The sequence below is a fragment of the Pseudoalteromonas sp. L21 genome (assembly GCF_021728035.1).
Classification (GTDB): domain Bacteria; phylum Pseudomonadota; class Gammaproteobacteria; order Enterobacterales; family Alteromonadaceae; genus Pseudoalteromonas; species Pseudoalteromonas arabiensis.
Genome location: NZ_JAKKCV010000004.1, coordinates 166,821 through 192,192 on the forward strand (window position 1 = coordinate 166,821; position 25,372 = coordinate 192,192).

The 25,372-nt window shown below is 40.3% G+C and carries 24 protein-coding genes; 15 read left to right on the forward strand and 9 right to left on the reverse strand.

The annotated features are described in order from the left end of the window. Positions 1 to 116 precede the first annotated feature (116 nt). From infA to trxB, 4 genes are all read right to left on the reverse strand, one after another. Positions 117 to 335 carry a translation initiation factor IF-1 gene (infA, locus tag L3V41_RS12560; protein ID WP_002962494.1) on the reverse strand — a complete coding sequence of 73 codons (219 nt, stop codon included), beginning with the start codon at positions 333 to 335 and terminating at the stop codon, positions 117 to 119. A 90-nt stretch (positions 336 to 425) separates the two neighbouring features. Next, positions 426 to 1,130 carry an arginyltransferase gene (locus tag L3V41_RS12565; protein WP_237127856.1) on the reverse strand — a complete coding sequence of 235 codons (705 nt, stop codon included), beginning with the start codon at positions 1,128 to 1,130 and terminating at the stop codon, positions 426 to 428. Further along, complete coding sequence (gene aat, locus L3V41_RS12570) at positions 1,123 to 1,839, reverse strand: leucyl/phenylalanyl-tRNA--protein transferase (RefSeq protein ID WP_062569182.1); 717 nt, start codon at positions 1,837 to 1,839, stop codon at positions 1,123 to 1,125. The genes L3V41_RS12565 and aat overlap by 8 nt, the downstream gene beginning before the upstream one ends. Before the next feature lie 103 nt (positions 1,840 to 1,942). Then, a complete protein-coding gene (trxB, locus tag L3V41_RS12575) occupies positions 1,943 to 2,893 on the reverse strand; it encodes a thioredoxin-disulfide reductase (protein WP_237127857.1) in 951 nt (316 codons plus the stop codon). Positions 2,894 to 3,250: 357 nt separating this feature from the next. Between trxB and pssA the strand changes: the two genes are divergently transcribed. Beyond that, on the forward strand, positions 3,251 to 4,576 hold the full coding sequence (pssA, locus tag L3V41_RS12580) for a CDP-diacylglycerol--serine O-phosphatidyltransferase (protein ID WP_237127858.1): 1,326 nt from the start codon (positions 3,251 to 3,253) through the stop codon (positions 4,574 to 4,576). A gap of 65 nt (positions 4,577 to 4,641) precedes the next feature. On the opposite strand, the gene ald is transcribed toward pssA, so the two are convergent. Beyond that, positions 4,642 to 5,763: an alanine dehydrogenase gene (gene ald, locus L3V41_RS12585; protein ID WP_062569179.1), complete on the reverse strand. Its 1,122-nt coding sequence runs from the start codon at positions 5,761 to 5,763 to the stop codon at positions 4,642 to 4,644. Positions 5,764 to 5,905: 142 nt separating this feature from the next. Between ald and lrp the strand changes: the two genes are divergently transcribed. The 7 genes from lrp (at position 5,906) to L3V41_RS12620 (ending at position 13,451) form a co-directional block, all read left to right on the forward strand. Then, on the forward strand, positions 5,906 to 6,385 hold the full coding sequence (gene lrp, locus L3V41_RS12590; RefSeq protein ID WP_062569178.1) for a leucine-responsive transcriptional regulator Lrp: 480 nt from the start codon (positions 5,906 to 5,908) through the stop codon (positions 6,383 to 6,385). 144 nt (positions 6,386 to 6,529) lie between these two features. Next, a complete protein-coding gene (locus L3V41_RS12595) occupies positions 6,530 to 9,016 on the forward strand; it encodes a DNA translocase FtsK 4TM domain-containing protein (RefSeq protein ID WP_237114126.1) in 2,487 nt (828 codons plus the stop codon). Then, positions 9,016 to 9,642: an outer membrane lipoprotein chaperone LolA gene (lolA, locus tag L3V41_RS12600; protein ID WP_237127859.1), complete on the forward strand. Its 627-nt coding sequence runs from the start codon at positions 9,016 to 9,018 to the stop codon at positions 9,640 to 9,642. Before L3V41_RS12595 ends, lolA begins: the two co-directional genes overlap by 1 nt. Before the next feature lie 3 nt (positions 9,643 to 9,645). Beyond that, complete coding sequence (locus L3V41_RS12605) at positions 9,646 to 10,983, forward strand: replication-associated recombination protein A (RefSeq protein WP_237127860.1); 1,338 nt, start codon at positions 9,646 to 9,648, stop codon at positions 10,981 to 10,983. Continuing rightward, the gene (gene crcB, locus L3V41_RS12610) at positions 10,976 to 11,362 is read left to right on the forward strand and encodes a fluoride efflux transporter CrcB (RefSeq protein ID WP_083515309.1); all 387 of its coding nucleotides are present in this window, start codon (positions 10,976 to 10,978) and stop codon (positions 11,360 to 11,362) included. Before L3V41_RS12605 ends, crcB begins: the two co-directional genes overlap by 8 nt. A gap of 9 nt (positions 11,363 to 11,371) precedes the next feature. After that, positions 11,372 to 12,682, forward strand: coding sequence for a serine--tRNA ligase (gene serS / locus L3V41_RS12615; RefSeq protein WP_062569174.1), 1,311 nt, complete (start codon positions 11,372 to 11,374; stop codon positions 12,680 to 12,682). A 418-nt stretch (positions 12,683 to 13,100) separates the two neighbouring features. Next, positions 13,101 to 13,451 (forward strand): hypothetical protein, encoded by a 351-nt coding sequence (locus L3V41_RS12620; protein ID WP_193988866.1) that lies wholly within the window; start codon positions 13,101 to 13,103, stop codon positions 13,449 to 13,451. A gap of 60 nt (positions 13,452 to 13,511) precedes the next feature. On the opposite strand, the gene L3V41_RS12625 is transcribed toward L3V41_RS12620, so the two are convergent. Then, entirely contained in the window at positions 13,512 to 14,711 is a 1,200-nt protein-coding gene (locus L3V41_RS12625; RefSeq protein ID WP_237127861.1) for an Nramp family divalent metal transporter, read from the reverse strand. A gap of 339 nt (positions 14,712 to 15,050) precedes the next feature. On the opposite strand from L3V41_RS12625, the gene L3V41_RS12630 reads away from it, so the two are divergent. Both L3V41_RS12630 and L3V41_RS12635 read left to right on the forward strand, forming a co-directional pair. After that, positions 15,051 to 15,248 carry a hypothetical protein gene (locus L3V41_RS12630; RefSeq protein ID WP_062569169.1) on the forward strand — a complete coding sequence of 66 codons (198 nt, stop codon included), beginning with the start codon at positions 15,051 to 15,053 and terminating at the stop codon, positions 15,246 to 15,248. Between the two features lie 165 nt (positions 15,249 to 15,413). Further along, positions 15,414 to 15,833: an MAPEG family protein gene (locus tag L3V41_RS12635; RefSeq protein ID WP_237127862.1), complete on the forward strand. Its 420-nt coding sequence runs from the start codon at positions 15,414 to 15,416 to the stop codon at positions 15,831 to 15,833. A gap of 39 nt (positions 15,834 to 15,872) precedes the next feature. Here the strand turns inward: L3V41_RS12635 and L3V41_RS12640 are convergent, their stop codons facing one another. The 3 genes from L3V41_RS12640 to L3V41_RS12650 form a co-directional block, all read right to left on the reverse strand. Continuing rightward, on the reverse strand, positions 15,873 to 17,165 hold the full coding sequence (locus L3V41_RS12640) for an Ig-like domain-containing protein (protein ID WP_237127863.1): 1,293 nt from the start codon (positions 17,163 to 17,165) through the stop codon (positions 15,873 to 15,875). A 22-nt stretch (positions 17,166 to 17,187) separates the two neighbouring features. Beyond that, a complete protein-coding gene (locus L3V41_RS12645; protein WP_237114121.1) occupies positions 17,188 to 17,700 on the reverse strand; it encodes an outer membrane beta-barrel protein in 513 nt (170 codons plus the stop codon). Positions 17,701 to 17,896: 196 nt separating this feature from the next. Continuing rightward, entirely contained in the window at positions 17,897 to 19,744 is a 1,848-nt protein-coding gene (locus tag L3V41_RS12650) for an ABC transporter ATP-binding protein (RefSeq protein ID WP_237114120.1), read from the reverse strand. A 153-nt stretch (positions 19,745 to 19,897) separates the two neighbouring features. Here L3V41_RS12650 and L3V41_RS12655 point away from each other — a divergent pair, with 153 nt between their 5' ends. From L3V41_RS12655 to gdhA, 5 genes are all read left to right on the forward strand, one after another. Next, complete coding sequence (locus tag L3V41_RS12655; protein ID WP_237127864.1) at positions 19,898 to 20,728, forward strand: alpha/beta hydrolase family protein; 831 nt, start codon at positions 19,898 to 19,900, stop codon at positions 20,726 to 20,728. 4 nt (positions 20,729 to 20,732) lie between these two features. Next, positions 20,733 to 21,128: a VanZ family protein gene (locus L3V41_RS12660; protein ID WP_237127865.1), complete on the forward strand. Its 396-nt coding sequence runs from the start codon at positions 20,733 to 20,735 to the stop codon at positions 21,126 to 21,128. Positions 21,129 to 21,189: 61 nt separating this feature from the next. Then, positions 21,190 to 22,095: a diguanylate cyclase gene (locus L3V41_RS12665; protein ID WP_193988858.1), complete on the forward strand. Its 906-nt coding sequence runs from the start codon at positions 21,190 to 21,192 to the stop codon at positions 22,093 to 22,095. A 165-nt stretch (positions 22,096 to 22,260) separates the two neighbouring features. Beyond that, positions 22,261 to 23,649, forward strand: coding sequence for a M28 family metallopeptidase (locus tag L3V41_RS12670; protein ID WP_237127866.1), 1,389 nt, complete (start codon positions 22,261 to 22,263; stop codon positions 23,647 to 23,649). Positions 23,650 to 23,959: 310 nt separating this feature from the next. Next, a complete protein-coding gene (gdhA, locus tag L3V41_RS12675; protein WP_237127867.1) occupies positions 23,960 to 25,312 on the forward strand; it encodes an NADP-specific glutamate dehydrogenase in 1,353 nt (450 codons plus the stop codon). Positions 25,313 to 25,372 lie beyond the last annotated feature (60 nt).

Consider the following 25,372-nt stretch of genomic DNA (forward strand, 5'->3'; position numbering starts at 1 on the left):
AAATGGAATTAAAACTAAGATTAGTTTTAACACCATTTAACAAACGCTTTTAGCTCTTTGTAATAAACACATCTGCTCATTCAAAGCAGCAAAAAGCTAAATCTCTCGTTAACGCACTAGCGAGCACGGAATACGATGCGACCTTTCGATAAATCGTAAGGAGTCATTTCTACGGTTACTTTGTCGCCAGTTAAGATGCGGATATAGTTTTTGCGCATTTTACCAGAGATATGAGCCACAACAACGTGACCATTTTCTAGCTCAACTCGGAACATTGTATTTGGTAAAGTATCAAGGACTGTCCCTTGCATTTCGATTACGTCTTCTTTCGCCATGTTTAGCGTAACACCTCTTTAATAGTTAAACGCTGCAGATTTTGCCGAAAATACAGCAATAAGTAAAGCTACAGGGCTTAATTTTGTAAATTAAATCGCCAACCACTGATCGCCAATGTGCTTTTGTGCTGGCAAAAATTGGGTTTTATATTTCATTTTATTACATTCGTCTATTTGATAACCTAAGTAGACAAATTGTTTTTGTTGTTGCTTTGCAAATTCTATTTGGTGCATGATCATTACACTGCCGAGGCTGTACGATTCGTAGTCAGGGTCAAAAAACGTATAAATAGCAGAGACGGCATTATCCATATTATCAGTAACAGCTACCGCGACAAGTTTGTCGCCATCACGTAGCTCAATAAAGGTAATTGGTAACCACTGACAGAATAAAAAACTTTCGTACTGATTTTGTTCTGGTGGGTACATTGAGCCATCTTGATGGCGCTGCGTTATGTACTTGCAGTAAAGAGGGTAATAGTCTGCTCGTTCATACTCACTATAACTCACAGTAAAGACTTTTTTCGCTCTGTTTAGTTTACGCTTTTGTGATTTTGAGGGTTGAAACGATTGTGCTAGCACCCGAATAGAATTACATGCATTACATACTGGACAGTGCGGTCGATAAATTTGATCGCCACTGCGCCTAAATCCTAGCGCGAGTAGTTGCTCAAACTTCTCAGCGCAGTAACAGCTTGGATCAAGAATAACTAACAGTTGTTCTTGGCGGTTTGGTAAATAACTGCAATCAAATTGCTGGCTCAAACCTAGCCTAGTGGGTAAATGCTCAGTCATAAATATTTATCAACTCTTGCGGTTGCCACATGTGCGATGTTGGTACGTATTGTTGGGCTAGTTTAAGTCTAGTTAAAAATTCAGTCCGCGGGATAACTTTTGCACCTAGCGTTATCAAATAAGGGTTTTCAAGTTGGCAATCAATAAAGTGTGCATTATGTTTTTTTAACCAATTCACAAGCGCCCACATAGCTAACTTCGAACCATTGGATGTATGATGAAACATTGATTCGCCACAAAATATACCGTTTTGCATAATGCCATAAAGGCCAGCGACCAAATGGTTATCTTGCCAAATTTCAAGGCTATGTGCGATACCTTGATGATGCGCTTCGATGTAGGCATGCATCATTTGTTCAGTGATCCACGTACCTTCAGCATCTAAGCGCTGCTCTCGACAGGCATTAATAACATGTGCAAACGCCTGGTTGACCGTGACGCGAACAGGAGTGCGCTTCAAATGTTTTTTCAAACTTCGGCTCACGTGAAATTCGTCCAACTCGATAACACCACGCATGCTAGGCGACCACCACATAATCGGCTCATAATCACTAAACCATGGAAAAACGCCATTTTTGTAAGCATTTTTGATGCGTTCAACGGATAAATCGCCACCAATAGCTAATAAGCCATCTGGCTCGTCAAGCGCAAATTCAGGGTTTGGAAAATCAACACTCTCGGCTGAGAGTTGGTATAGTTGCTTGATCATATTGCGTTATCGTTGTTATTTAGCTTAATTTTAACAAAATCTTAGTTATAAAAAAGGGGCTGTTGATAACAGCCCCTAAATTTATTGTGTTAGATTAAAAAAATTATAGGTTATCTAAGAAACGCTCTGCATCAAGTGCTGCCATACAACCTGTACCTGCCGAAGTGATAGCTTGACGGTAAATGTGATCAGACACATCGCCTGCAGCAAACACCCCTGGTACGCTTGTTTGTGTTGCGTTACCGTTTAAGCCAGATTCAACAACTAAATAGCCGTCTTTCATTTCAAGCTGACCTTCAAACATGTCGGTATTTGGTTTGTGACCGATTGCGATAAACACACCAGCAAGGTCAATGTTCTCTGTTTCTTGCGAATCTGTAGCTTTGATGCGGATACCTGTCACACCCATTTCATCGCCTAATACTTCGTCTAAAGTTCGGTTATAGTGTAAAACTACATTACCGTTCTGTGCTTTCTCTTTTAAGCGATCGGATAAGATTTTTTCACTACGGAAGCTGTCACGACGATGAATTACATGAACTTCTTCTGCAATATTAGATAAGTATAACGCCTCTTCAACAGCCGTATTACCACCACCAACAACCGCTACCTTTTGACCGCGATAAAAGAAACCATCACAGGTTGCACACGCTGAAACACCACGGCCTTGAAAGTTCGTTTCAGATTCTAAGCCTAAGTATTTTGCCGAAGCACCTGTTGCAATAATAAGAGCGTCGCACGTATACGTACCAGAGTCACCAGTTAATGTGAAAGGGCGTTTAGATACATCTACTTTGTTAATATGATCAAAAACAATTTCTGTTTCAAAGCGCTCAGCATGTTCTTTCATTCGATCCATTAACGCAGGACCCGTTAGACCATGAGCATCACCCGGCCAGTTTTCAACTTCTGTAGTGGTTGTTAATTGTCCACCTTGTTGAATGCCGGTAATAAGAACCGGATTAAGGTTGGCACGGGCAGCGTAAACAGCTGCGGTGTAACCAGCAGGGCCAGAGCCTAGAATGAGAAGTTTACAATGTTTTGCGTTCGTCATGGTTTTTCCTAAATACGTTTTAATACGATTGTTAATGCGCCCGATTCTAAGAAAAACAAGGCGGATGTAAACAAAAGGGCCGATTATTTTTTTGCAGAAATCGCAAAGCTGTCAAATAATCCTTACTTAAAAAGTATGTATAAGTAAATATACGAGTCAAAACAGCAGTACGTACTTATTAAGTAAATACTCTATTAGTAGAGTTTAAAGCTTGGTTTTGGTTATTAAATAATCACAAAGCAATGTATTGCACCAACAAAGTACGTTTATTCATGACCAAGCAATTTTTTTTTGGTATGTTTTAGCTAATTTTGATATTAGCTTACACACAAGAGCTAAACAACCGAACAGGCAACTATGGTATTTTGGCAGGAAAAGCCCGCATTTGGGCTGACTACAGAAGATATAAAAGTCTTAACCAATGCAAAAGAATATCGCAGTGAGTTATTACGACTAATTCGCACAGCGACAAAAAGAATTTATATTACTGCGTTGTACTTGCAAGATGATGAAGCAGGACGTGAAATACTCAGCGCTTTACATGAAGCATCTTTGGCTAATCCCGCATTAGATATAAAGGTGTTGGTAGATTTTCATCGCGCGCAACGAGGTTTAATAGGCGCTGCAAAATCAGAGGGTAACGCCAGCATGTATTGCGACTTTCTTGAAGAGTTTCAATCTAATGTGCAAGTTTATGGTGTGCCGGTTAAGGCGAAAGAGCTATTTGGCGTACTACATTTAAAAGGTTTTGTTATTGATGACACTCTGCTTTACAGCGGAGCAAGCCTAAACAACGTTTACTTACAACAAGATGATAAATATCGCCTTGACCGTTATTTTCTTGTTAATCAAGCTGGCTTATGTAATTCGGTTATTGATTTTATACATACGTACCTACTGAGCTCTGAAGCTGTCCCGCGTCTCGATCGCCGTCCCTTAACAAAATTTAATGATATAAAAGTAGCGCAAAAGCAGCTCATGCGAGAGCTTAAATCTGCCAGCTATAACAGTGCTAGTGAAGCAAGTTCTGCACAATTGGGGGTTCGGCTATTTTTGGGCCTCGGTCGCCGTAGTAATAAGCTAAACCGTTTAATAAAGTCTTTGTTTGATACCACAGAGCAAGAGTTAGTTCTGTACACACCCTATTTTAATTTTCCTGCGCCGTTACTGCGTTCGTTACGTCGATTATTAAAACAAGGTAAACAAGTGACTATTGTGGTAGGCGATAAAACGGCGAATGATTTTTACCTTCCACCCAGCGAGCCGTTTAGTAAAATTGGGGCATTACCGTATTTATATGAAACGATTTTATATAAGTTTTTAAAATCTCAAAAGCGTCATATTGCCAATGGCAACTTAAATGTCTATCTGTGGAAGCATGAAAGCAACTCTTTTCATTTGAAGGGAATTTGCAGAGATAATCGTACTCATTTATTGAGTGGTCATAATCTAAACCCTCGTGCGTGGGGATTAGATATCGAGAATGGTATTTTAATTGATGATCCTGAGCAACGCATATTGCCACAGATTGAGCAAGAGAAAAAAGCCATTTTAACCCACTGTCGTCGACTGACAGGGCCGCAGGACTTAGAAACAATGGACGATTATCCTTCGCCAGTTAAAAAGTTACTTGGGCAAGCTAAGCGTGTAAAGGTCGACTTTATAATCAAGCGGTTTATTTAATCTCAATAATAAACAGGTATAAAAAAAGCAGCGAATTCGCTGCTTTTTTTGTGTCAAAATGCTAATTAAGCATTTTCAACCGCTGTACGTGGGTCAACATATTCCATGTTGAATGCTTCAGCTACTTCTTTATAAGTAACTTGGCCTTTGATCACGTTTAAGCCTTTTAAGAAGTGTGCATCGTCAAGAAGCGCTTTCTTGTAGCCTTTGTTAGCAAGGTTGATGATAAATGGTAATGTTGCGTTATTAAGTGCGAACGTAGAAGTACGTGGAACAGCACCTGGCATGTTAGCAACACAGTAGTGAACAACGTCATCAACGATGTATGTAGGATCTGCGTGAGTTGTTGCTTTAGATGTTGCAATACAACCACCTTGGTCGATTGCAACGTCAACGATTGCAGAACCAGGTTTCATTGCTTTAATGTGCTCAGCAGTTACAAGTTTAGGCGCAGCTGCACCTGGGATCAATACACCACCGATTACAAGGTCAGCTTCTAGTACGTGTTTTTCCAATGCGTCAGCAGTAGAGTAGATCGCTTGTACTTTATTACCAAATTGCGCGTCTAGGGCACGGAGTACATCGATATTACGATCAAGAACGACCACGTTAGCACCTAGGCCAACAGCCATCTGCGCTGCACTACGACCAACCATGCCACCGCCGATAACAACAACTTTAGCTGGCTCAACACCTGGTACACCACCAAGTAACATACCACGACCGTGGTTAGATTTCTCTAATGCCTGTGCACCCGCTTGAATAGACATACGACCCGCAACTTCACTCATAGGAGCAAGAAGAGGTAAACCACCACGTGCATCAGTTACTGTTTCGTAAGCGATACACACTGCACCACTTTTAACTAGGTCTTCAGTTTGTGGAAGATCTGGTGCTAGGTGAAGATAAGTAAATAGAATTTGGTCTTCACGTAACATTGCACGCTCAACAGCTTGTGGCTCTTTTACTTTAACGATCATCTCAGCTTTAGCAAAAACGTCTGCTGCTGTAGGAAGAATTTCAGCACCTGCAATAACATAGTCTTCATTAGTGAAGCCAATGCCCATACCTGCATCAGTTTCAACAAACACTTGGTGGCCATGGTTTACTAATTCACGAACACTCGCAGGAACCATACCTACACGGTATTCATGGTTTTTAATTTCTTTAGGTACACCAATAATCATAATTTTTCGCCTTAATAGAACGGGATGAAATTTTCGACTATTATATTCATGACAAGGCAGTGTGTCTCACCTTTTTTTGTGTATTATCTAGTGATATAATCTAAAATATATTTTTTAATGGTTTAAAACTCTGGTTAGCACTATGCATCAATTACTTGACAGAATTGACCGTAAAATTTTGATGGAATTGCAGCTTGATGGTCGGATCTCTAACGTAGAGTTAGCAAGGCGTGTAGGGCTAAGTGCCACTCCTTGTTTAGAGCGTGTAAAGAAGCTCGAAAGGGAAGGTTATATAGTAGGTTATAAAGCTGTTGTTGACCCTGCTAAGCTTGGGCAAGGTTTGTCTGTTTATGTTGAAGTGACTATTACTAAAACCTCACCCGATGTATTTGAAGAATTTAATGCTGCTGTAAAAAAACACGATGAAATCATTGAATGCCACTTAGTGTCAGGTAACTTTGACTTTTTATTAAAAACACGTGTTAACGATATGTCAGAGTATCGCAATGTTTTAGGGGATATCTTGTTAAAGCTCCCTAATGTCAGTGAAAGTCGTACTTATGTAGTTATGGAAGAAGTGAAAGGTGAGCAAGGCGTGATTATTCGCCCATATATTGCTTAAGCTGTTAAAATGCAGGTAGAGTTATAAAAACTTGTTCATTATCAGTCCATCAAGGTTAAGATAAAGTGCATAAAACGGCATTTCCTGCTAAGGTATTTCACTGCTAACCGATCAGTTGTAAAGAATAATAAGGAATAGGGAGCTATGCGCCTAAATGGTGTTCAAAGACTGCTAGAAACAGGGCTAATTATTAGTACCTTTGCGGCAGTATTTATTTTATGTGCATTAATTAGTTTTGATCCGGCCGACCCATCATGGTCGCAAACTGGTGAGTTCGTCAATGTAAAAAATATAACAGGTACTGCAGGTGCTTGGGTAGCAGATATTTTGCTGCTTACATTTGGCTGGTTAGCTTATCTAGTGCCTGCCGCTATCCAATTGTTCGGCTATTTACTGTTTAAACAACCACATCGTATTTTCCAGCTTGACTACACCACATTGTCGTTAAGAGTTATCGGGTTCGCTTTATTTATAACGTCAGCGACAGCAATCAGTAGTATAAATTTTGATGATATTTATAACTTCTCATCTGGCGGGGTAGTGGGGGATATCATTGCCTCAGCGATGATGCCAACGTTTAATTTTACTGGTACTTCGATTCTTTTACTCTGCTTCTTCTTTGCCGGTTTAACACTTTTAACCGGTGTGTCATGGGTTCAATTTGTTGATTTTGTGGGTAAGTGGGTCATGCAAGCTTTCTATTTCTTGCGTGAACAATTATCTGCGTGGTTACATCGCGAGAAAGAAGCTATCAAGCCTGTAACAGAGACTGAGTCAGATGCTAACTTTGTTGAGCCAGATAACGAGCCGTCAATCAGTTTTAATAAAGAGAGTGAAGCTAAGCAAAAACCATCGAGCGAGACTAAAAAGCCAGATAGCGAGTTTGAGGGGTTCGATGAGCTTGATGATATTTTGGATCAAGAAATAGGTTTTAGTGCACTTGATGATGAGTCCTTCGACACCGTCTCGGCACTGAATGCGCTTGACCAAAGTCCTGTGGTAGATGCTGAACCAGAAAAACCGACTACCACAGTCGTATCACCTGCGCGACCAATGCCCAAGCCAAAGCCCGCGTATCAGCCACCACCAACGGCAAAAGAAAAATTTGAAGCGTTATTAGATGAAGAGCCGCCGACTAATCCTTTACCGTCACTTGATTTATTAGACCGCCCAGATAAAGCGAAGAATCCGTTATCACAAGAAGAGCTTGACGGTATCTCGCGTTTAGTTGAAACCAAACTCCTTGATTTCAATATTCAAGCAGCAGTTGTAGGTGTATACCCAGGCCCTGTTGTTACACGTTTTGAGCTTGATTTAGCGCCGGGTATTAAAGTGGCTAAAATCACTGGCTTAGCAAAAGATTTAGCGCGTTCATTGTCTGCTGTCAGTGTGCGTGTAGTAGAGGTTATTCCAGGTAAAACCTATGTTGGTTTAGAGCTGCCGAACAAACATCGTGAAATAGTGCGTCTAAGCGAAGTTATTAACGCGCCTAAGTTTGAATCAAACCCATCACCACTGACTATGGTGTTAGGTAAAGACATTGCTGGCGAGCCAGTCTGTGCTGATCTTGGCAAAATGCCACATTTACTTGTTGCTGGTACGACAGGTTCAGGTAAGTCAGTGGGCGTTAATGTAATGATATTAAGCTTACTGTACAAATCGGGCCCTGATGATGTACGTATGATCATGATCGACCCGAAAATGCTTGAACTTTCTGTGTACGAAGGCATCCCACATTTATTATGTGAAGTTGTGACCGACATGAAAGAAGCAGCCAATGCATTGCGTTGGTGTGTAGGCGAAATGGAACGCCGTTATAAGCTGATGTCGGCACTTGGGGTGCGTAACTTAAAAGGTTACAACCAGAAGGTACGTGATGCCAAAGAAGCGGGTCATCCAATACTCGATCCTCTTTTTAAAGACACCGATGGCATGGCCGATGGCCCTGAAGAGCTAGATAAACTCCCAAGTATTGTGGTGGTGATTGACGAATTTGCCGACATGATGATGATCGTGGGTAAAAAAGTGGAAGAGCTGATTGCACGTATCGCGCAAAAAGCCCGTGCTGCAGGTATTCACTTAGTACTCGCAACACAGCGACCATCGGTTGACGTTATTACAGGTTTAATTAAAGCGAATATTCCAACCCGTATGGCGTTCCAGGTTTCAAGTAAAATTGACTCGCGTACTATTTTAGATCAGCAAGGCGCTGAAAACTTACTAGGTATGGGTGATATGCTTTACTTACCGCCGGGGACTAGCGTCCCAGTGCGTGTGCATGGTGCATTTGTAGACGACCACGAAGTTCACGCGGTTGTAGATGATTGGAAAAAACGTGGCAAACCAAATTATATAGATGAAATTTTAAGTGGTGATGCCGCAGAGGAAATTTTACTACCAGGAGAAACCAGTGAAGACGGTGATGAAGAGTCAGATCCGCTTTACGATGAAGCAGTATCATTTGTAATTGAAACCGGCAAAGTGTCGGTATCGAGTGTACAGCGTAAACTTCGCGTAGGTTATAACCGCGCAGCACGCTTAGTTGAACAAATGGAAACATCAGGCATTGTTAGCGCACCGGGACACAACGGTGCACGCGAAGTCTTAGTGCCAAATGGTGGAGCAAATTAATGAAAAAATTTAAATACCTAGCCTTAATTATGGGCTGTTTATTAAGTGGCCAAAGTTTTGCAGACGACAGCGAAGCATTGCAACAACAACTGGCTGCGATTAAAAGTTTTAAAGCAGAGTTTTCACAGCAAGTGACCGATTCACAAGGTGAAGCTATCATGCAAGGTGAGGGGAATATTGCCCTTCAGCAGCCTATGATGATCCGCTGGCAACAACAAAGCCCAGACGATACCTTGTTTGTATCAAATGGTGATAAAACGTATTACTTCGACAGCTTTGCTGAACAAGTCACTATTATGAATACTCACAGTTTGATTGATTCAACACCGTTTGTATTGTTGACCTCAAAAGATCCAGAGCAATGGGCTAAATACCAAGTTGTGGCAACGGATGTAGGCTTTAGCGTCACGCCAAACAAAGGCGTTGAGAGCCAAGTTGAAAAGTTAGACATTCGCTTTAATGCTCAACAGCAGGGCCTTGCATCACTTACAGTACTAGATACCTCAGGTCAGCAGTCTTTATTTACCTTTAAAGACGCTAAAGTAAACGAAGCACTTGCAACTCAGACCTTTGAATTTACCATTCCTGAAGGCGTTGAAGTTGACGACCAAAGCCAAGGTGATTAAGGCTTGAGTAACCTCGGATTTAATTTTGGTCCTGATGTGCGCCCTCTTGCGGCGCGCATGCGACCCGAAACACTGAATGACTACATAGGTCAGCAGCACCTTTTAAGTCCCGATAAACCCCTTTACCAAGCCATTCTTGCAGGTCGATGCCACAGCCTCATTTTGTGGGGACCACCTGGCGTTGGTAAAACCACCTTAGCGCAAATTATTGCGAATCATGCCGATGCAAGCCTTATTCAAATGTCGGCGGTCACAGCAGGTGTAAAAGATATTCGTGAGGCAGTAAGCGAAGCGAAAGCAAATCTTGCAGGGCGAGGGCAACGGACGTTATTGTTTGTAGACGAAGTGCATCGCTTTAATAAATCTCAGCAAGATGCATTCTTACCCCATATCGAAGACGGTACCTTTATTTTTGTAGGCGCAACCACCGAAAACCCATCATTTGCACTTAACAACGCGATACTGTCTCGTGCCCGTGTATATGTATTAAAAGCACTTGAGCAAGCTGATTTATTTACCGTAATCGAGCGCGCTTTACGTGAAGATGTGGAGCTTAGCCAAAAACACATAGAAATTGCTGATAACGCCAAACAAGCGCTTTGCCAAGCAAGTGATGGCGATGCGCGTAAAGTACTTAACTTGTTAGAACAAGCGGTTGATTTAACCACTGAGCAGCAGAGCAAATACCTTGTTGATCAACATGTTTTAAGCCAAGTACTGCCAACTCATTTAGCCAAGTATGATAAAGGCGGCGATGAGTTTTACGACTTAATTTCCGCGTTTCATAAGTCAGTGCGTGGTAGTTCACCTGATGGTGCCTTATATTGGTATTGCCGTATTTTAGCAGGTGGCGGCGACCCGCTTTATGTAGCTAGGCGGTTATTAGCGATTGCCACAGAAGATATTGGCAATGCCGACCCGCGAGCAATGGAGGTCGCACTCAATGCGTGGGATATTTTTCAACGTGTTGGCCCAAGTGAAGGTGAGCGCGCTATAGCACAAGCCACCATTTACTTAGCCAGTGCGCCGAAAAGTAACGCTGTGTATATGGCGTTTAACCAAGCGCTGCAAGATGCTAAAAATGAGCCGAGTCATCCGGTGCCAGAGCATTTACGTAATGCACCAACTAGCTTAATGAAAGATTTGGGCTATGGTGCAGAATATCGGTATGCACACAATGAGGAAGGTGCCTTTGCAGCGGGCGAAAAGTACTTCCCAGAAGCTATTTATGATCGTCAGTATTACTTCCCAACCGATCGCGGGCTTGAACAAAAAATCAAACAAAAGCTGGACTATTTAACTCAGCGCAACGAGCAAAGTGATATTAAACGTTATGAATAGTTTGAAACTTTACATGATGATTGCAATGGGCGGTGCTTCTGGGGCATGTTTACGCTATTTTCTTAGCGAAACCATGCTAAAACTGCTCGGTAGGGGATTCCCTTTTGGCACGTTGACAGTTAATATTCTTGGTTCATTGTTAATGGGCATTTTATACGGCTTGATTGAAAGAGAAATAATCGCTGTTAGCCCCGCTAAAACCTTAATTGGTATTGGCTTTTTAGGTGCATTGACCACCTTTTCAACATTCTCAATGGATTCGTTGTTGCTATTGCAACAAGGTCACTTTTTTAAAATGGCCCTCAATATCACCTTAAACGTGGTGGTGTGTATATTTATGGCTTGGCTGGGCCTTCAGCTGGTAATGCAAAAAGGTTAAAAATCAAACATGTTAGATTCTAAATATTTACGTCAAGATATCGAACAAGCGGCTGCACGCTTAGCAACTCGTGGATTCGACCTTGATATTGCAGCGGTAACTGCACTTGAAGAAAAGCGCAAAACATTACAAGTAAAAACGCAAGAACTTCAAAGTGAGCGTAACGCAAGTTCCAAAGCTATCGGCCAAGCAAAAGCGAAAGGCGAGCACGAAAAAGCACAACAGCTTCTTGATTCAGTAAGTACTCTTGGTGACCAACTAGACAGCGTTAAAGCAGAGCAAGACGCAGTACTCGAAGAGCTTAAGCAAATTGCACTTGCTATTCCAAACCTACCTGATGAGTCTGTACCCGTTGGTGAAGACGAAGACCAAAACGTTGAAATTTCAACCTGGGGTACGCCTAAGTCATACGACTTTGAAGTAAAAGATCACGTTGATGTTGGTCAAGACGTAAACGGCCTAGATTTTGAAATGGGCGTTAAAATCAGTGGCGCACGCTTTACTGTTATGCGCGGCCAAGTTGCCCGTATGCACCGTGCTCTTACGCAGTTCATGCTGGATACGCACACAGAGCAAAACGGCTACACAGAAATGTATGTGCCTTACCTAGTAAATAGCGCAAGTTTATACGGCACAAGCCAATTACCTAAGTTTGCTGGTGACTTATTCCACACTCTAGGTTTAGTGGATGATGACGGTCAGCAACAACCTGGTTTTAGCTTAATTCCTACAGCTGAAGTACCGCTTACAAACAGTGCTCGTGACGAAATCTACGACGAAAGCGACTTACCAATTCGTTTAACAGCGCATACACCATGTTTCCGTAGTGAAGCAGGTAGCTATGGCCGTGATACACGTGGTCTTATTCGTCAACACCAATTCGACAAAGTTGAATTAGTACAACTAGTAAAACCAGAAGATTCAATGCAAGCGCTAGAAGAGCTTACAGGTCACGCTGAGCAAATCTTACAAGCATTAGAACTTCCTTACCGTAAAGTGATTCTATGTACCGGTGATATGGGCTTTGGCGCAGCAAAAACTTACGATTTAGAAGTTTGGTTACCTGCACAAAACACCTATCGTGAAATCTCATCATGTTCAAACATGGTTGATTTCCAAGCGCGTCGTATGCAAGCGCGTTTCCGTCGTCAAGGCGAGAAAAAGCCAGAGCTACTTCATACACTAAATGGTTCAGGTTTAGCGGTTGGTCGTACGCTTGTTGCTATCTTAGAGAATAATCAACAAGCTGATGGTTCTATTGTTGTACCAGAAGTGTTACGCCCATATATGGGTGGCTTAGAAGTGATTGGTAAAGCCTAAGCTTATTAGCTTTAAGCCTTAAAAATAAGAAAGCCGTTGTTTTTATGAATAGCGGCTTTTTTATAAAAGTAAATAAATTGGTTTTAAAGCTTACAAGTACCTGTAATCTTTTTGCTTTTTTTACAAAAAATAGTCGTAGAGGTATATTAAGAAAGTTAAAGGAATTAACTAAGATTGCTAGATAAAACACTACTAGCAAAAATTGTATAGTGATAATGGAATATAATATGGATTTAGCAGCAACATACTCGCAAACAAACTCACTTACGTTCGATATCTTCGAAGAGCACCTCCATAAAACAATCGACAAATCAATAATCAATAGTCTAGACTCTATAGCAATGGATAGATATCAAAAGATAAATTTGGAGCTCACAGATAAAATGGATAGCTTGAGAAAATACCTTAAATATATATTTTGATATTACTTTTTGGAAGCTTGTTAAATGCTTGTACAAATATTTATTGGGGTATTATTAAGAATAGCACTGACGAAGCTATTCAAGTAAAGCTAACGTTTATAAATGAGTATGGAACACAGGTTTTGGAACTTATGCCTATAGAGTCTAATGATAGTAGTGCTTGGGAATATAGGCAGTCATCATTGGTTATTACAAAAATAGATGAGGATTTATCTATGGTTGAGGCAACCAATGCAAAAGGGTGTACTATTATGTTAGACCGAGAAGAGATTGAAAAGAATGTTAGCGAGCACAAACAACAAATTATAATTTCTACTGATGATTTTTTTAATGCTTGCACTAAGTAACCCTCAATAATTGGGATTATTATTAAAGGCTACTTTCAAAAGTTGCAATTAGATAAGTATTTAAAAAATCAAGCTAAACAACTTGATGCTACTCAATCCAAAAATAAGTACAAGTACGGGTAATGTCACTAGGTTTACTAGCATAGAGTTGGTGTAATCTCCCATTACAGTTTTTTGATTGACTAGCCATACCAAATACGCCGTTACAATAGGTAGCAGGAGGCCATTAGCTGCTTGTGCAAAAATAATAACAGCGACAGGGTCAAGACCGAGCGAAGCAACAAATGCACCAAACAGTAAAATAGTAATTGCAACAAGTTTAAAACGCGTGTTACTCATTTGTGTTGACCAGCCAAGCATGCCACACACAGCATAAGCGCCTGCTAGAGGGGCGGTTATAGCACTTGTTAGGCCTGCTGCGCACAAACCAAGTGCAAAGAAGTAGTGAGCCATTGAACCTAATAAAGGTTCGAGTTGTACGGCCATGTTAGCTGCAGATATTTTGCCAGCTTCAGTACCATAAAAAGCCACGGAAGCAGTCGATAAAATTGCTAAGGTGATCACACCACCAAGCGTGATCGATATACCAGTATCAAGATTTGTTTCTTTTATTACTTTTTGCATGTCATTATTTTTATCATGTTTTTCGGCAAGGACACCTGAGTGCAAAAATAAATTATAGGGCACAATTGTCGTGCCAATTAATGCCAGTACAGTTGTGATTGATTCTTCAGGTAGGCTTGGAATGAAGCCTTTTAAAATCGCCGTTAAAGACGGTGCAGCCATTACTAAAGTTGATATAAACACTATACTCATTAGTACAACGAGAACAATTAATGCGCCTTCTATTACCTTATGTTTACCTGTATATAAAAGTACAGCACTTAGAATTGCTATCAGTGGAGTCCATAGTAATGGGCTAACAGAAGGAACAATTTCTTGCAGACCCAAACTTGCACCAGTCAAATTACCCGCTTCATAAGCAGCACTACCAATACCTATGGCACTGATTACTAAAATAGCTGCTAAAGCTTTAAAAACGGGTGTTTGAATCGTTGTTCTTAAAGCTGATGCTAAATCATGCCCAGTTGCCACACCTAAGCGAGCAGCCATAGATTGAAGTAGAATGGTGGCAATAACAGAGAAAAGTAACGTCCATATCAAAGCAAAACCAAAATTAGCACCGGCTACACTTGCTGTGGTGATGGTGCCTGGGCCGATAAAGGCGGCAGTGACAAGAAGTCCTGGTCCTAAGCGCATAAAAAACCTTTTATTATTAGAATGTTGTTTTATTAAGGTGAAAAGTACCAAAAAACACATGTTCAACAGATTGAACCAAAGGGTATAGGGACTAAAGAGCAGGGTAAAGTAAAATAGGTGAACAGTTACAACTTTCTTTTATGGAAATATCACATAACGTAGGTAGATCCATAGTGATTTTAATGTAGTTGAGTGTTGTATTTTTTATCAGTGGTTTAGCAAAATAGAAAACAGCAAACCACGCTTGCTGAGAATACCGACTTTGATATAGGTTCAATTTAAAAATAGTGCTGGCAAGGGTTTTTTACGACACAATACTACCGATCACAGCTCATCTTATTGCTAGAGAAAGATATACTCAGTAACAAACTAATTTCCTATAATGGATCAAACAGTTACAGCTATGAGCTATTCAAGCAGCTACCTGATAAAAACGTATTTACTTTTGTTGCCACTAATAATTGTGATGACTATCAACAACAATTATTTGAGCAACTTGATGCATTAACGATTAATCAAATAGTGCATCAAGGATAGACAATCACTACTAAAAGGTTATTTAACGACTATGAAAAGTTTATACATAACCAAGTAAATTGTAGATTTAAATATATTTTATTTATTAAAAAGGTATATTATTCAATGTGTTATTTTGGTTCGCTTTTTGCTTCTATTGTTTAGACTACTTTGAAGGAGCAATAAATGACCGAATTATCGTTAACTGTATATTTTGCGTTCTACGCGTACCTCATAATGCTGCTGGTTCAATGGTTGGTGGCAACTGTTTCAAAGGCAAAACGAGCGGGGGCAATCCCTGGCAAGCTTGAACCTGAATTGAGCCATGAGAGTTTCACATTTCGTGCCCATCGCACTTTTATGAATACATTGGAAAATAGCCCCTTATTTGTAGGGACTATTTTACTGGCTTTTACACTAAACCTGACTAGTGGCGTCTTTGCTGTTTGTGTTTGGGTATATGTTGTAGCAAGAGTAATACATATGGTGCTTTATTACGCGATAGCCACTGAGAAAAACCCAAGCCCACGCAGCTATTTCTTCTTAATTGGTTTGGTATCTAATATTACAATGCTTGTACTGGTAGGAATACGTCTGCTGTATTAATAGAGAAGGGCTCTTTTAGTAAAAGAGCCCTATTTATGGTCACTCGATGTTAATGAGGGTACTGCTTACCAGCGAGTCATATGTCACAGTGATAACTGCGGTACCTAAATTATTAGCCTTACTCGTTACTCTAAAAGCCGCCTGCTGAGTACCAGGGTTGATTAGTTTGGCTGTTATTAAGTTGCTATCATTCGTGCTCCAAGTAGCAAACTCAGTGACATTTAAAGACTGTGGGCTTGAATTATAATTTGCTGTTAATTGCAAATCTAATGACTCTGATGATGAGATTGTATATTCGCTATTGCCTTCGTTTATCTGAATAGAATTGAGATCGTCATTACCTTCTATCACCAATGTCGCTATTTTTTGTTTTGGACCACACGAACCAATTAACTGCGTTACGCCTGGTTTTAAAGCTAAAATAGTTGCATTGTCACCTTCATCAGTACTGACATTTTCTGAAAGCCCAACTAAGCCTGCATTGATCACAGACCAATTGACACTCGGGTTGATATTAACAGCTTGCTTAGAAACACTTTCATCATAAGTTGCTTGCGCAGCGAGTTGGATTTGTTCGCCAACATTCAGTGTGATCTCGTCCACTGTTTCTTCCGCAACAATTAGATTTAAACTTTCTAAATTGACAGGATCTGCAGTAACAACCAACTCTCCTGAAACATTATTGATTGTTCCAGTAACGGTTGTGTTTTCTATGTTTGCAGCAGAGGTATAAATGATGCCTTGGTTATTTATTCTAGCTGTGGAGTCTTCATCAATACTAAAAGTAACACCTCTAATACTATTTTGGGCGATATACCCATCAGCATAGGTAATATCAGCCGATATTCTAGCTGGCATACAGGTGTTAATGCTCCCTGATGCGGGAGCTATTTGTTTTAACGAAATTGACGAGGCTGCCACATCACTGATAGAAATTTCCTCTTCATCAAAAATATCGTTAATAGTGGTTGCCGTTATGGTTAACAGCCCTTGACTAGAGTCAGCATTTTTTAGTGCTGTTAGGAGTCCGCTACTACTAATTTTCGCGATGGTTTCATCACTTGTTTGCCAAGTTAACTCGTCAGTAATATCTCTCGAATCGCCGTTGCTATCAATGCCGGTTGCGATTAACTGATGCGTTTCACCCGCTTTGAGTCGAACCTGACTATTTTCGATGCTGACTGTCTCAATAATAGTGCCATTTTCGCGAAGCTTTTCTAGCTCAACTTCTTTTGCTAGTTTTGATGAGTCAGTCTCTGAGCCGCAACCTAGAATTGAAGTAACAATAAGAGCAACAGTTGACAGCTTTGTAATGTTCGATATTTTTTTCATGGAATTCCTTTTAACTGACTACTTAAAATTGATAGGTGAAACCTAGCGTTACACCACTGATGTCAACATCATCGCCTTCAAACAAAGACTGGTAAGCAAGTCTTACATGTGTATTTTTAATGTAAGGCACTTCTTGATGTATTGCGACGCCCCATGCAAAACCATCGTAGTCATAGTCGCTAGGAAGCTCTTGGGAAGTTGAAGTTACTTTCATTTGAGTTTTCGCATAGCCCAATGAAACATCTAGGCCAAAACCATTGACGATATTTGATTGCATTACAAAATAAAGACCAACACTTTTATCAATATCGAAATTTATATTGTAGATATCATCATCATTACTTGAAACGAGGTATTGAGCTTCAAATGCCATATTTTTGTTACTTACCCCAGCTCTTAAAAAAGTGGCTGTTGGTTTGGCACTTTCGCTGCTGATCTCAATATCACTGAGCATGTAATCAACACCGAAGTAGGGCGTGTCAGCCTGCGCAGAGAAAGAGGCTGTGAGAATTAAAAGCGAGAATAAATGTTTCATAATCCATTATTTTGTGTTTATTTTAGGCGCAATGGTAACGCTTTGTAGTGACTCAAGCAAGCGAGCTTTACTTTATATATGTAGACTCGTTGATGTATGATTAAGCGAATTGGTATAACGAACATCTAAACTTTGGCTGCGGACTTAGCTGCGGAGCGAGAAAATTTAGATGTTCATATAAAAAACGCTGATAGAGCTACTCTACACCAATAAAACCACCGGTTTGATGTGACCAAAGTGCAGCGTAAATACCCCCTTTTTGGATTAGTTCTTCATGAGAGCCTTGTTCAACGACGCCGCCTTCATCAAGTACTATGAGCCTATCCATTTGTGCAATTGTTGATAAACGATGGGCTATGGCAATAACCGTTTTGCCTGTCATTAAGTCATCTAGACTTGTTTGAATAGCAGCTTCTACTTCTGAATCTAAAGCACTGGTTGCTTCATCTAAAATAAGAATAGGGGCATCTTTTAATAATACACGCGCTATGGCGATACGTTGACGCTGCCCTCCTGACAGTTTCACACCGCGTTCACCGACTTGTGCAGCAAAACCTTTATTGCCTTTACTGTCTTCTAAGTCCTCAATAAACTCAATTGCTTTTGCTTGTTTTGCTGCTGCTAGCATTTCTTGTTCAGAGGCATCAGGTCGTCCATAGAGGATATTATCTTTGACTGAACGATGTAATAAGGACGTATCTTGTGTGACCATTGCAATATGTTTGCGTAAGCTTTCTTGAGTTACGTTGGCAATGTTTTTGCCATCTATACTAATGGAGCCGGAATCAACATCATAAAAGCGCAGTAACAGATTAACGAGTGTGGATTTCCCCGCACCAGAGCGGCCAACTAAACCTATTTTTTCGCCAGGCTTGATAGTAAGGTCCAATCCATTGATAACAGGGCCTCTGTGGGTTTCATTTGCTGCTTTTCCATAGTTAAACTGTACGGAATCAAACGTAATCTCACCTTGCGTTACAGCTAAAGTGTCTGCGTTTGGTTTATCATCGACATCAATGGGTGTTGATAGGGTTTTCATACCATCAGCCACTGTACCAATATTCTCAAATAGACTACTGATCTCCCACATAATCCATTGAGCCATGCCATTTAAGCGAAGTGATAAGCTTACGGCAATAGCAATTGCCCCCACTGATATTGCACTAATCGACCATAAGTACAAAGACAAAGCAGCAATACTAAACACAAGAAGGTAGTTTAATGTATTGATAGAAAAATTTAGGCTCGTTACTAAGCGCATTTGTTGATAAACAGGCTGTAAAAAAACATCCATACTATCTTTGGCATATTGTTCTTCGCGTTGTGTGTATGAGAACAATTTGATGGTGGAGATATTCGTATAGCTATCTACCACTCGGCCGGTCATTTCCGAGCGAGCATCAGCTTGTGAACTCGCGATCTTTTTTAATCGTGGTACAAAGTACATTTGTATAGCGGCGTAGACGAGTAACCACACTAATAACGGGATCATTAGGCGCCAATCTGAGTCTGCAACGAGAAACACCATAGCGCCAAAGTAAACAACAATGTACATCAACACATCGAGTAGCTTCATGACAGATTCACGCACTGCCAGTGATGTTTGCATCACTTTCGTTGCTATTCGTCCGGCAAACTCATTTTGGTAAAAACCGATACTTTGTCGCAGCAAATAACGGTGTGCTAACCAACGGATCGACATAGGGTAATTACCAAGCAAGGCTTGGTGTAAAATTGCAGAGTGAAAAAAAACGACGATTGGCAAAACAATCAATAATACGACAGCCATTTTTATTAACTCTGACTTTTGTTGGTCAAATAATGTCTCTGGAGTGTATTGGCCTAACCAGTCAACTAGTTGCCCCATGTAGCTAAAGAGCGACACCTCTAAAATAGCCAAAGCTGCAGCACTTAGAGACATCAGTATCAGTGATAACTCCATGCCTCGAGTATAATGGCGGCAAAATGCAAATAACGTATTGGGTGGCTGGGAAGGCTGCTCTTTTGGAAATGGATTTATCATCCGTTCAAATAAACGATACATACACGACACTTTTCAAAGTAAGATTGCCTAACTATATCACTGAGCAGAATTTTTAGCAGTTGATTTACCTAAAAAACTATTAAAATACATCATGATTCAAGTGTTTACATATCTTAATTACCATGGAACTATAATAAGAAAAAGGAACTTACCATGAAAAAACGGCTTAGCTTATTTGCACTCATGATCAGCTTACCTATAAGTGCTTATCAAACAGGCACTTTCACCTTTAAAGGTAAGAAGACCGCGATAGAAAAACCGCTGACAATTACTTTACCTGATAACTACGAAGAATCTAAAAACTATAATGTTGTTTACGTATTACATGGCTTTAGTGGTAATCACACTGATTGGACAAAGCTCACTAACATTGAACAACTTGCTGACCAATATAATGTTATCGTTGTTAACCCAGATGGTAACTTTGGCTCTTGGTATTTAGATTCTGAGGTCGACAAAACATCGCAATATGAAACATACATTGCTGAAGACGTTGTAGACTATATCGATTCTAATTATTCGACTAACCGGTCTAAAACTGGCCGAGCAATCACAGGGTTATCGATGGGAGGGTTTGGTGCACTGCATATCGCGATAAATCACCCTCATCGGTTTGCAGCTGTATCAGCGATGTCTGCGGGGGTCGATGTAAGACCTTTTAGTGCAGAGTTTGATCTTACCAAGGTGCTTGGCAATTATGCTGAAAATGAAGCAAGGTGGGATAGCATCGCTATCGTTAATAACCTTCATAAAATTGCAGCAGGTAATACAGCATGGAAAAAGAGCGCTGACGATCTTCCCATCATGCTTGATATTGGCGTTGATGATTTTTTTATTGAACAAAACCGAGCCTTGCATCAAGCGATGCTAAATCTGCGTATTCGGCATGATTATATCGAACGCCCAGGCACTCATGATTGGCATTATTGGAGTAAAGTCATTCCTTATCAGTTTTTGTTTTTAACTTCTCATATGGCACGGTAAATAGATGTTTCAACGTTTTCTTATTCTATTAGCAATTGGTTTTTTTGGGTTTATCGGTTGGGTTATTTACCTTGCTAATACAGGTCAGAAATCGGTGTTTTTTGATTTAGTTGCTGCGATACCGTATGGCGATAAGCTTGGGCATTTTTTATTATTTGGATTGCTCACACTATTTATAAACTTAGCGTTTAAGTTCAAAGCCAGTGTTATTGGGGGCTTTAAAATATATTGGGCTGCTTTAATTGTGTTTACTTTTGTTGTGTTGGAGGAGTTCAGTCAATACTTTATCGCCACGCGTACTTTTGATCTTGTTGATTTACTGGCTGATTTAAGTGGCATTGTATTTTTTTGTATTTTATCTACTTTTTTATCAAAAAAGTTGTACCCAATTACTACTTAATTGCTCAGTTACTTGCTCGGTTTAGGCTATACTCAGTTTATAGTCAGCTTGAAAGTCGCTTATGAAGAAAGAAACGCCTGAATACTTGTCTGATATTATTGAGCTTTTATTAGATGCTGTTTGTGTAGTAGATGCAAAGGGCTGCTTGCTTTTTACTAACCCTGCCTTTGAAACTATTTTTGGCTATCCCCCTGAAGAAGCCATCGGTAGATATATGTTAGATTTTGTCTACCCAGAAGACAGGACTAAAACTATCAATGCCGTTAATCAAATTGTTATAAATAATCATCCTCCTCGTTTTGAAAATCGATGGGTTAGAAAAGATGGCCGTATTGTACATGTTTTATGGTCAGTTTACTGGTCTGAAGAAAAACAAGTCAGGGTGGCAATAGCTTATGATATTACCGAGCAAAAGAACCTCGAACAAAAACTGATTTATATGGCAGGACATGATTCATTAACAGATTTACCTAATCGCAGCTTTTTGATTTCTGAGCTAGAAGAGTCATTGTCTGTTGCTAATACGATATCGACAATTATTGCTGTCCTCTTTATTGACATAGATGGTTTTAAACAAGTAAATGATTTTCATGGTCATGCAGCGGGCGACAAGCTATTAAAAACAGTTGCGATGCGTCTTCGTCACCAACTTAGAAAAGAAGATAGTGTAGGGCGCTTAGGGGGAGATGAATTTGTTGTTATTTTAAATAGTATTAGTAATAAGCAAGATGTTGTCGAAGTCGTTGATTTATTGCGTGAAGAGATTTGCAAACCTCTTGAATATAATAATGAGTTACTAAGCTACTCGCCAAGTATTGGTGTGGTTTTATTCCCTGAGCATTATGGTGATGCTGAATATTTAATCCAATGTGCTGATAAGGCAATGTATGATGCGAAAAAAGCAGGGGGAAACCAAGCCGTTTTTTATCACAGTGGAATAAAGCTTCCCAATGTAAAGCCAGAGTAGTTTTAAGAGAAAACGGCTATTTAGGCTGATAAGTAATCGTATCGGACTCACACTTAAGTTCTGTTCAATGATTGTTTTAACCTGATAATCTGTTTTCTGACTCATAACTATTGTGCGAAAAAAAATAGTAGTTAGCCTTGAATGATTCATTGAAGGAGTGAAACTATGTTTAAGCGTAAAATAATAACAACAAGTGGTGCTTTGTTTAGCTCATCACTGTTATTGGCAGCGGCAGTGCATGCCACGACACCTCAATACAAAGGTCAACAAGCTTTGCATGATATTGCAAATGCAGTTTCAAAAACGCGTATAGAGCAAGATATTCAAACCTTGGTTGATTTTGGTACTCGTCACACCTTATCAGAAACGAAATCGAATACGCGCGGTATTGGTGCGGCTAGGCGCTGGATAAAATCTGAGTTTGAGGCCATTTCAAAAGCCTGTGGTAATTGCTTAGAAATTATCGAAGTAAAAGACACTATTTCTGGTGAAAAGCGTATTCCAAACCCAGTAGAGGTTGTCAATATCGTGGCGATTCAGCGCGGCCAAGTTTATGAAAATCGCATGATCATGATGTCGGGAGATATTGATTCGAGAGTCTCTGATGTAATGGACTATAAATCAGATGCGCCAGGGGCTAACGATAATGCATCCGGTGTGGCTGGTGTGCTTGAATCTGCGCGTGTTTTATCAAAGTATAAATTTAATGGCTCGATTGTTTATGCTGCACTATCTGGTGAAGAACAAGGCTTGTTTGGTGGTAAAATTTTAGCTAAATATGCACAAGAGCATCACTGGCGTGTTCATGGTGTTTTAAATAACGACATGATTGGTAATTCAACCGGCATTAATGGTGTTACAGATAACACAACAGCACGTATCTTCTCAGAAGGTACACGCGTTATAGAAACAAAAGAACAAGCTAATAAACGCCGTTTTACCGGTGGTGAAGTCGACTCTGCAAGTCGTAACCTTGCACGCTACATTGATACAATTGCCGATAGATATATTGAAAATCTCGATACCATGTTGGTCTATCGACTCGATCGATTTGGTCGAGGAGGGCATCATCGTCCATTCAACGATGCTGGCTTTGCAGCGGTGCGCATTATGGAAACTAATGAAAACTACAATCAACAGCATCAAGACCTACGTACTGAAAATGGTATCACTTACGGTGACACCATCGATCATGTTGATTTTGCCTATGCGGCTAAATTAACCTCGTTAAATGCTGTGACTATGGCGTCAATGGCGTGGGCACCCGCACCGCCAACAGGTGTCAGTATTTCAGGTGCTGTAAAGCCAAGCACAACACTAGCTTGGCATAAAAGTGATGATCCAACTGTGGTTAGCTATAAAATTTATTGGCGTTATACCAGTGAACCACAGTGGCAGTTTAGCCGTGACGTTGGCAAGGTAACCGAAGCCACCCTTAACAATGTCGTGATCGATAATTACTATTTTGGTGTCGCAGCCGTGAACAAAGACGGAATTGAATCCCCAGTTGTATTCCCAGGGGATGTAGGCGCATTTGAGTGGCCTAATAAGTAAGTCATTAGGCGTCATAGCGTACATTAATGTGCGCTATGAATGATCCTAATTCGCATTTCGACAAAGCTATTTTGTAAAATTAACTCTCTTTTAGCAGCGTTAAAATGTCTTCGCTTTTCATTCATATCCACAACAAAAAATATGCGCTAGCATAAAGTTAACTTAGCGAGTGGCTTTAGCACATGATTACTTGACCTTTTAAACCATTTTTATAGAGTAGTCTTCACTTATCATTCAAAGTGATCGATTTTTTACTAAATAGAGTTTAATTAGTAACGAGTAATTTCAATAGCTTAATAGAGGAGTTGGCATGCAATATCTACAAGGAATTCTGCAAACAGTAAAGGAATCTAACCCTAACGAACCTGAGTTCTATCAAGCTGTTGAAGAAGTACTATCATCTCTAAAGCGTGTCGTTGATGGACATAATGATTATAAAAAAATGGGCATTATTGAGCGATTAGTTGAACCGGAAAGACAAATCATGTTCAGAGTTCCATGGCTTGATGATAACGGGAATGTGCACGTTAACAGGGGGTATCGTATTGAGTTTAGCTCTACTCTTGGGCCTTTTAAAGGAGGTCTACGTTTTCATCCCAGCGTAAACCTTGGAGTTATTAAGTTCTTAGGCTTTGAACAGATCCTTAAGAATGCGTTAACGGGTTTACCCTTAGGTGGCGCAAAAGGAGGTGCAGACTTTGACCCGAAAGGGAAAAGTGATAACGAGATTATGCGTTTTTGCCAATCTTTCATGACAGAGCTATATAGGCACATTGGTGCTACAACGGATGTACCAGCGGGTGATATTGGCGTAGGTTCAAGAGAAATAGGCTATTTATTCGGCCAATACAAGCGCATAACTAATCAGTTTCAAGGGGTGCTAACGGGTAAGCCCTTGCTGATGGGGGGGGCTGCATTAAGAGCTGAAGCGACAGGCTATGGCATAGCTTATTTTCTAAGTGCTATGCTTGATGCTAAAAATGACTCTTTACAAGGAAAGCGTTGTCTCGTATCAGGCGCAGGTAATGTCGCACTCCATTTGATGGATAAGCTTAGCCAATGTGACGCTATCGTTTTAACCTGTAGCGATTCAAAAGGGACTTTATACTGCAAAGATGGTTTAGATGTTGAGCTTGTTAAACACCTAAAAACAGAACAAGGAGCTGAGCTTCGAGACTACCTAAACACACATTCTGAAGCTGAGTTCACACCCGTTAATCAGTACCCAAACAATGGTCATAAAGTATGGCAATATGAAGCTGATATCGCTTTACCCTGTGCAACTCAAAATGAAATTACTAAAAATGATGCGACTTCACTTGTAGAGAATGGCTGTTTAATCGTATGTGAAGGTGCAAATATGCCAAGCACTGCAGAAGCGCTGACTGTTTTTAAAAAGCATAAAGTTTACCTTGGACCTAGTAAAGCCGCGAATGCAGGTGGTGTGGCAACTAGTCAGTTTGAAATGGCACAAAATGCTAGTATGCAAACATGGCGACCAGAGCAAGTCGATGAAAAACTCCAACAAGTTATGAGGACTATCTTCGATACTGTTTCCACTACAGCGAAACAGTACTCTCATGAAGATGATCTAAGCCTTGGCGCTAACATAGCAGGTTTCGAGCGTGTAGCAGAAGCAATGATGAAACAAGGCGTTGTATAGCTGAGATCTGAAAACAACCCCATGCTATTTACAGAAAACGCATGATATATGGTGGCTATG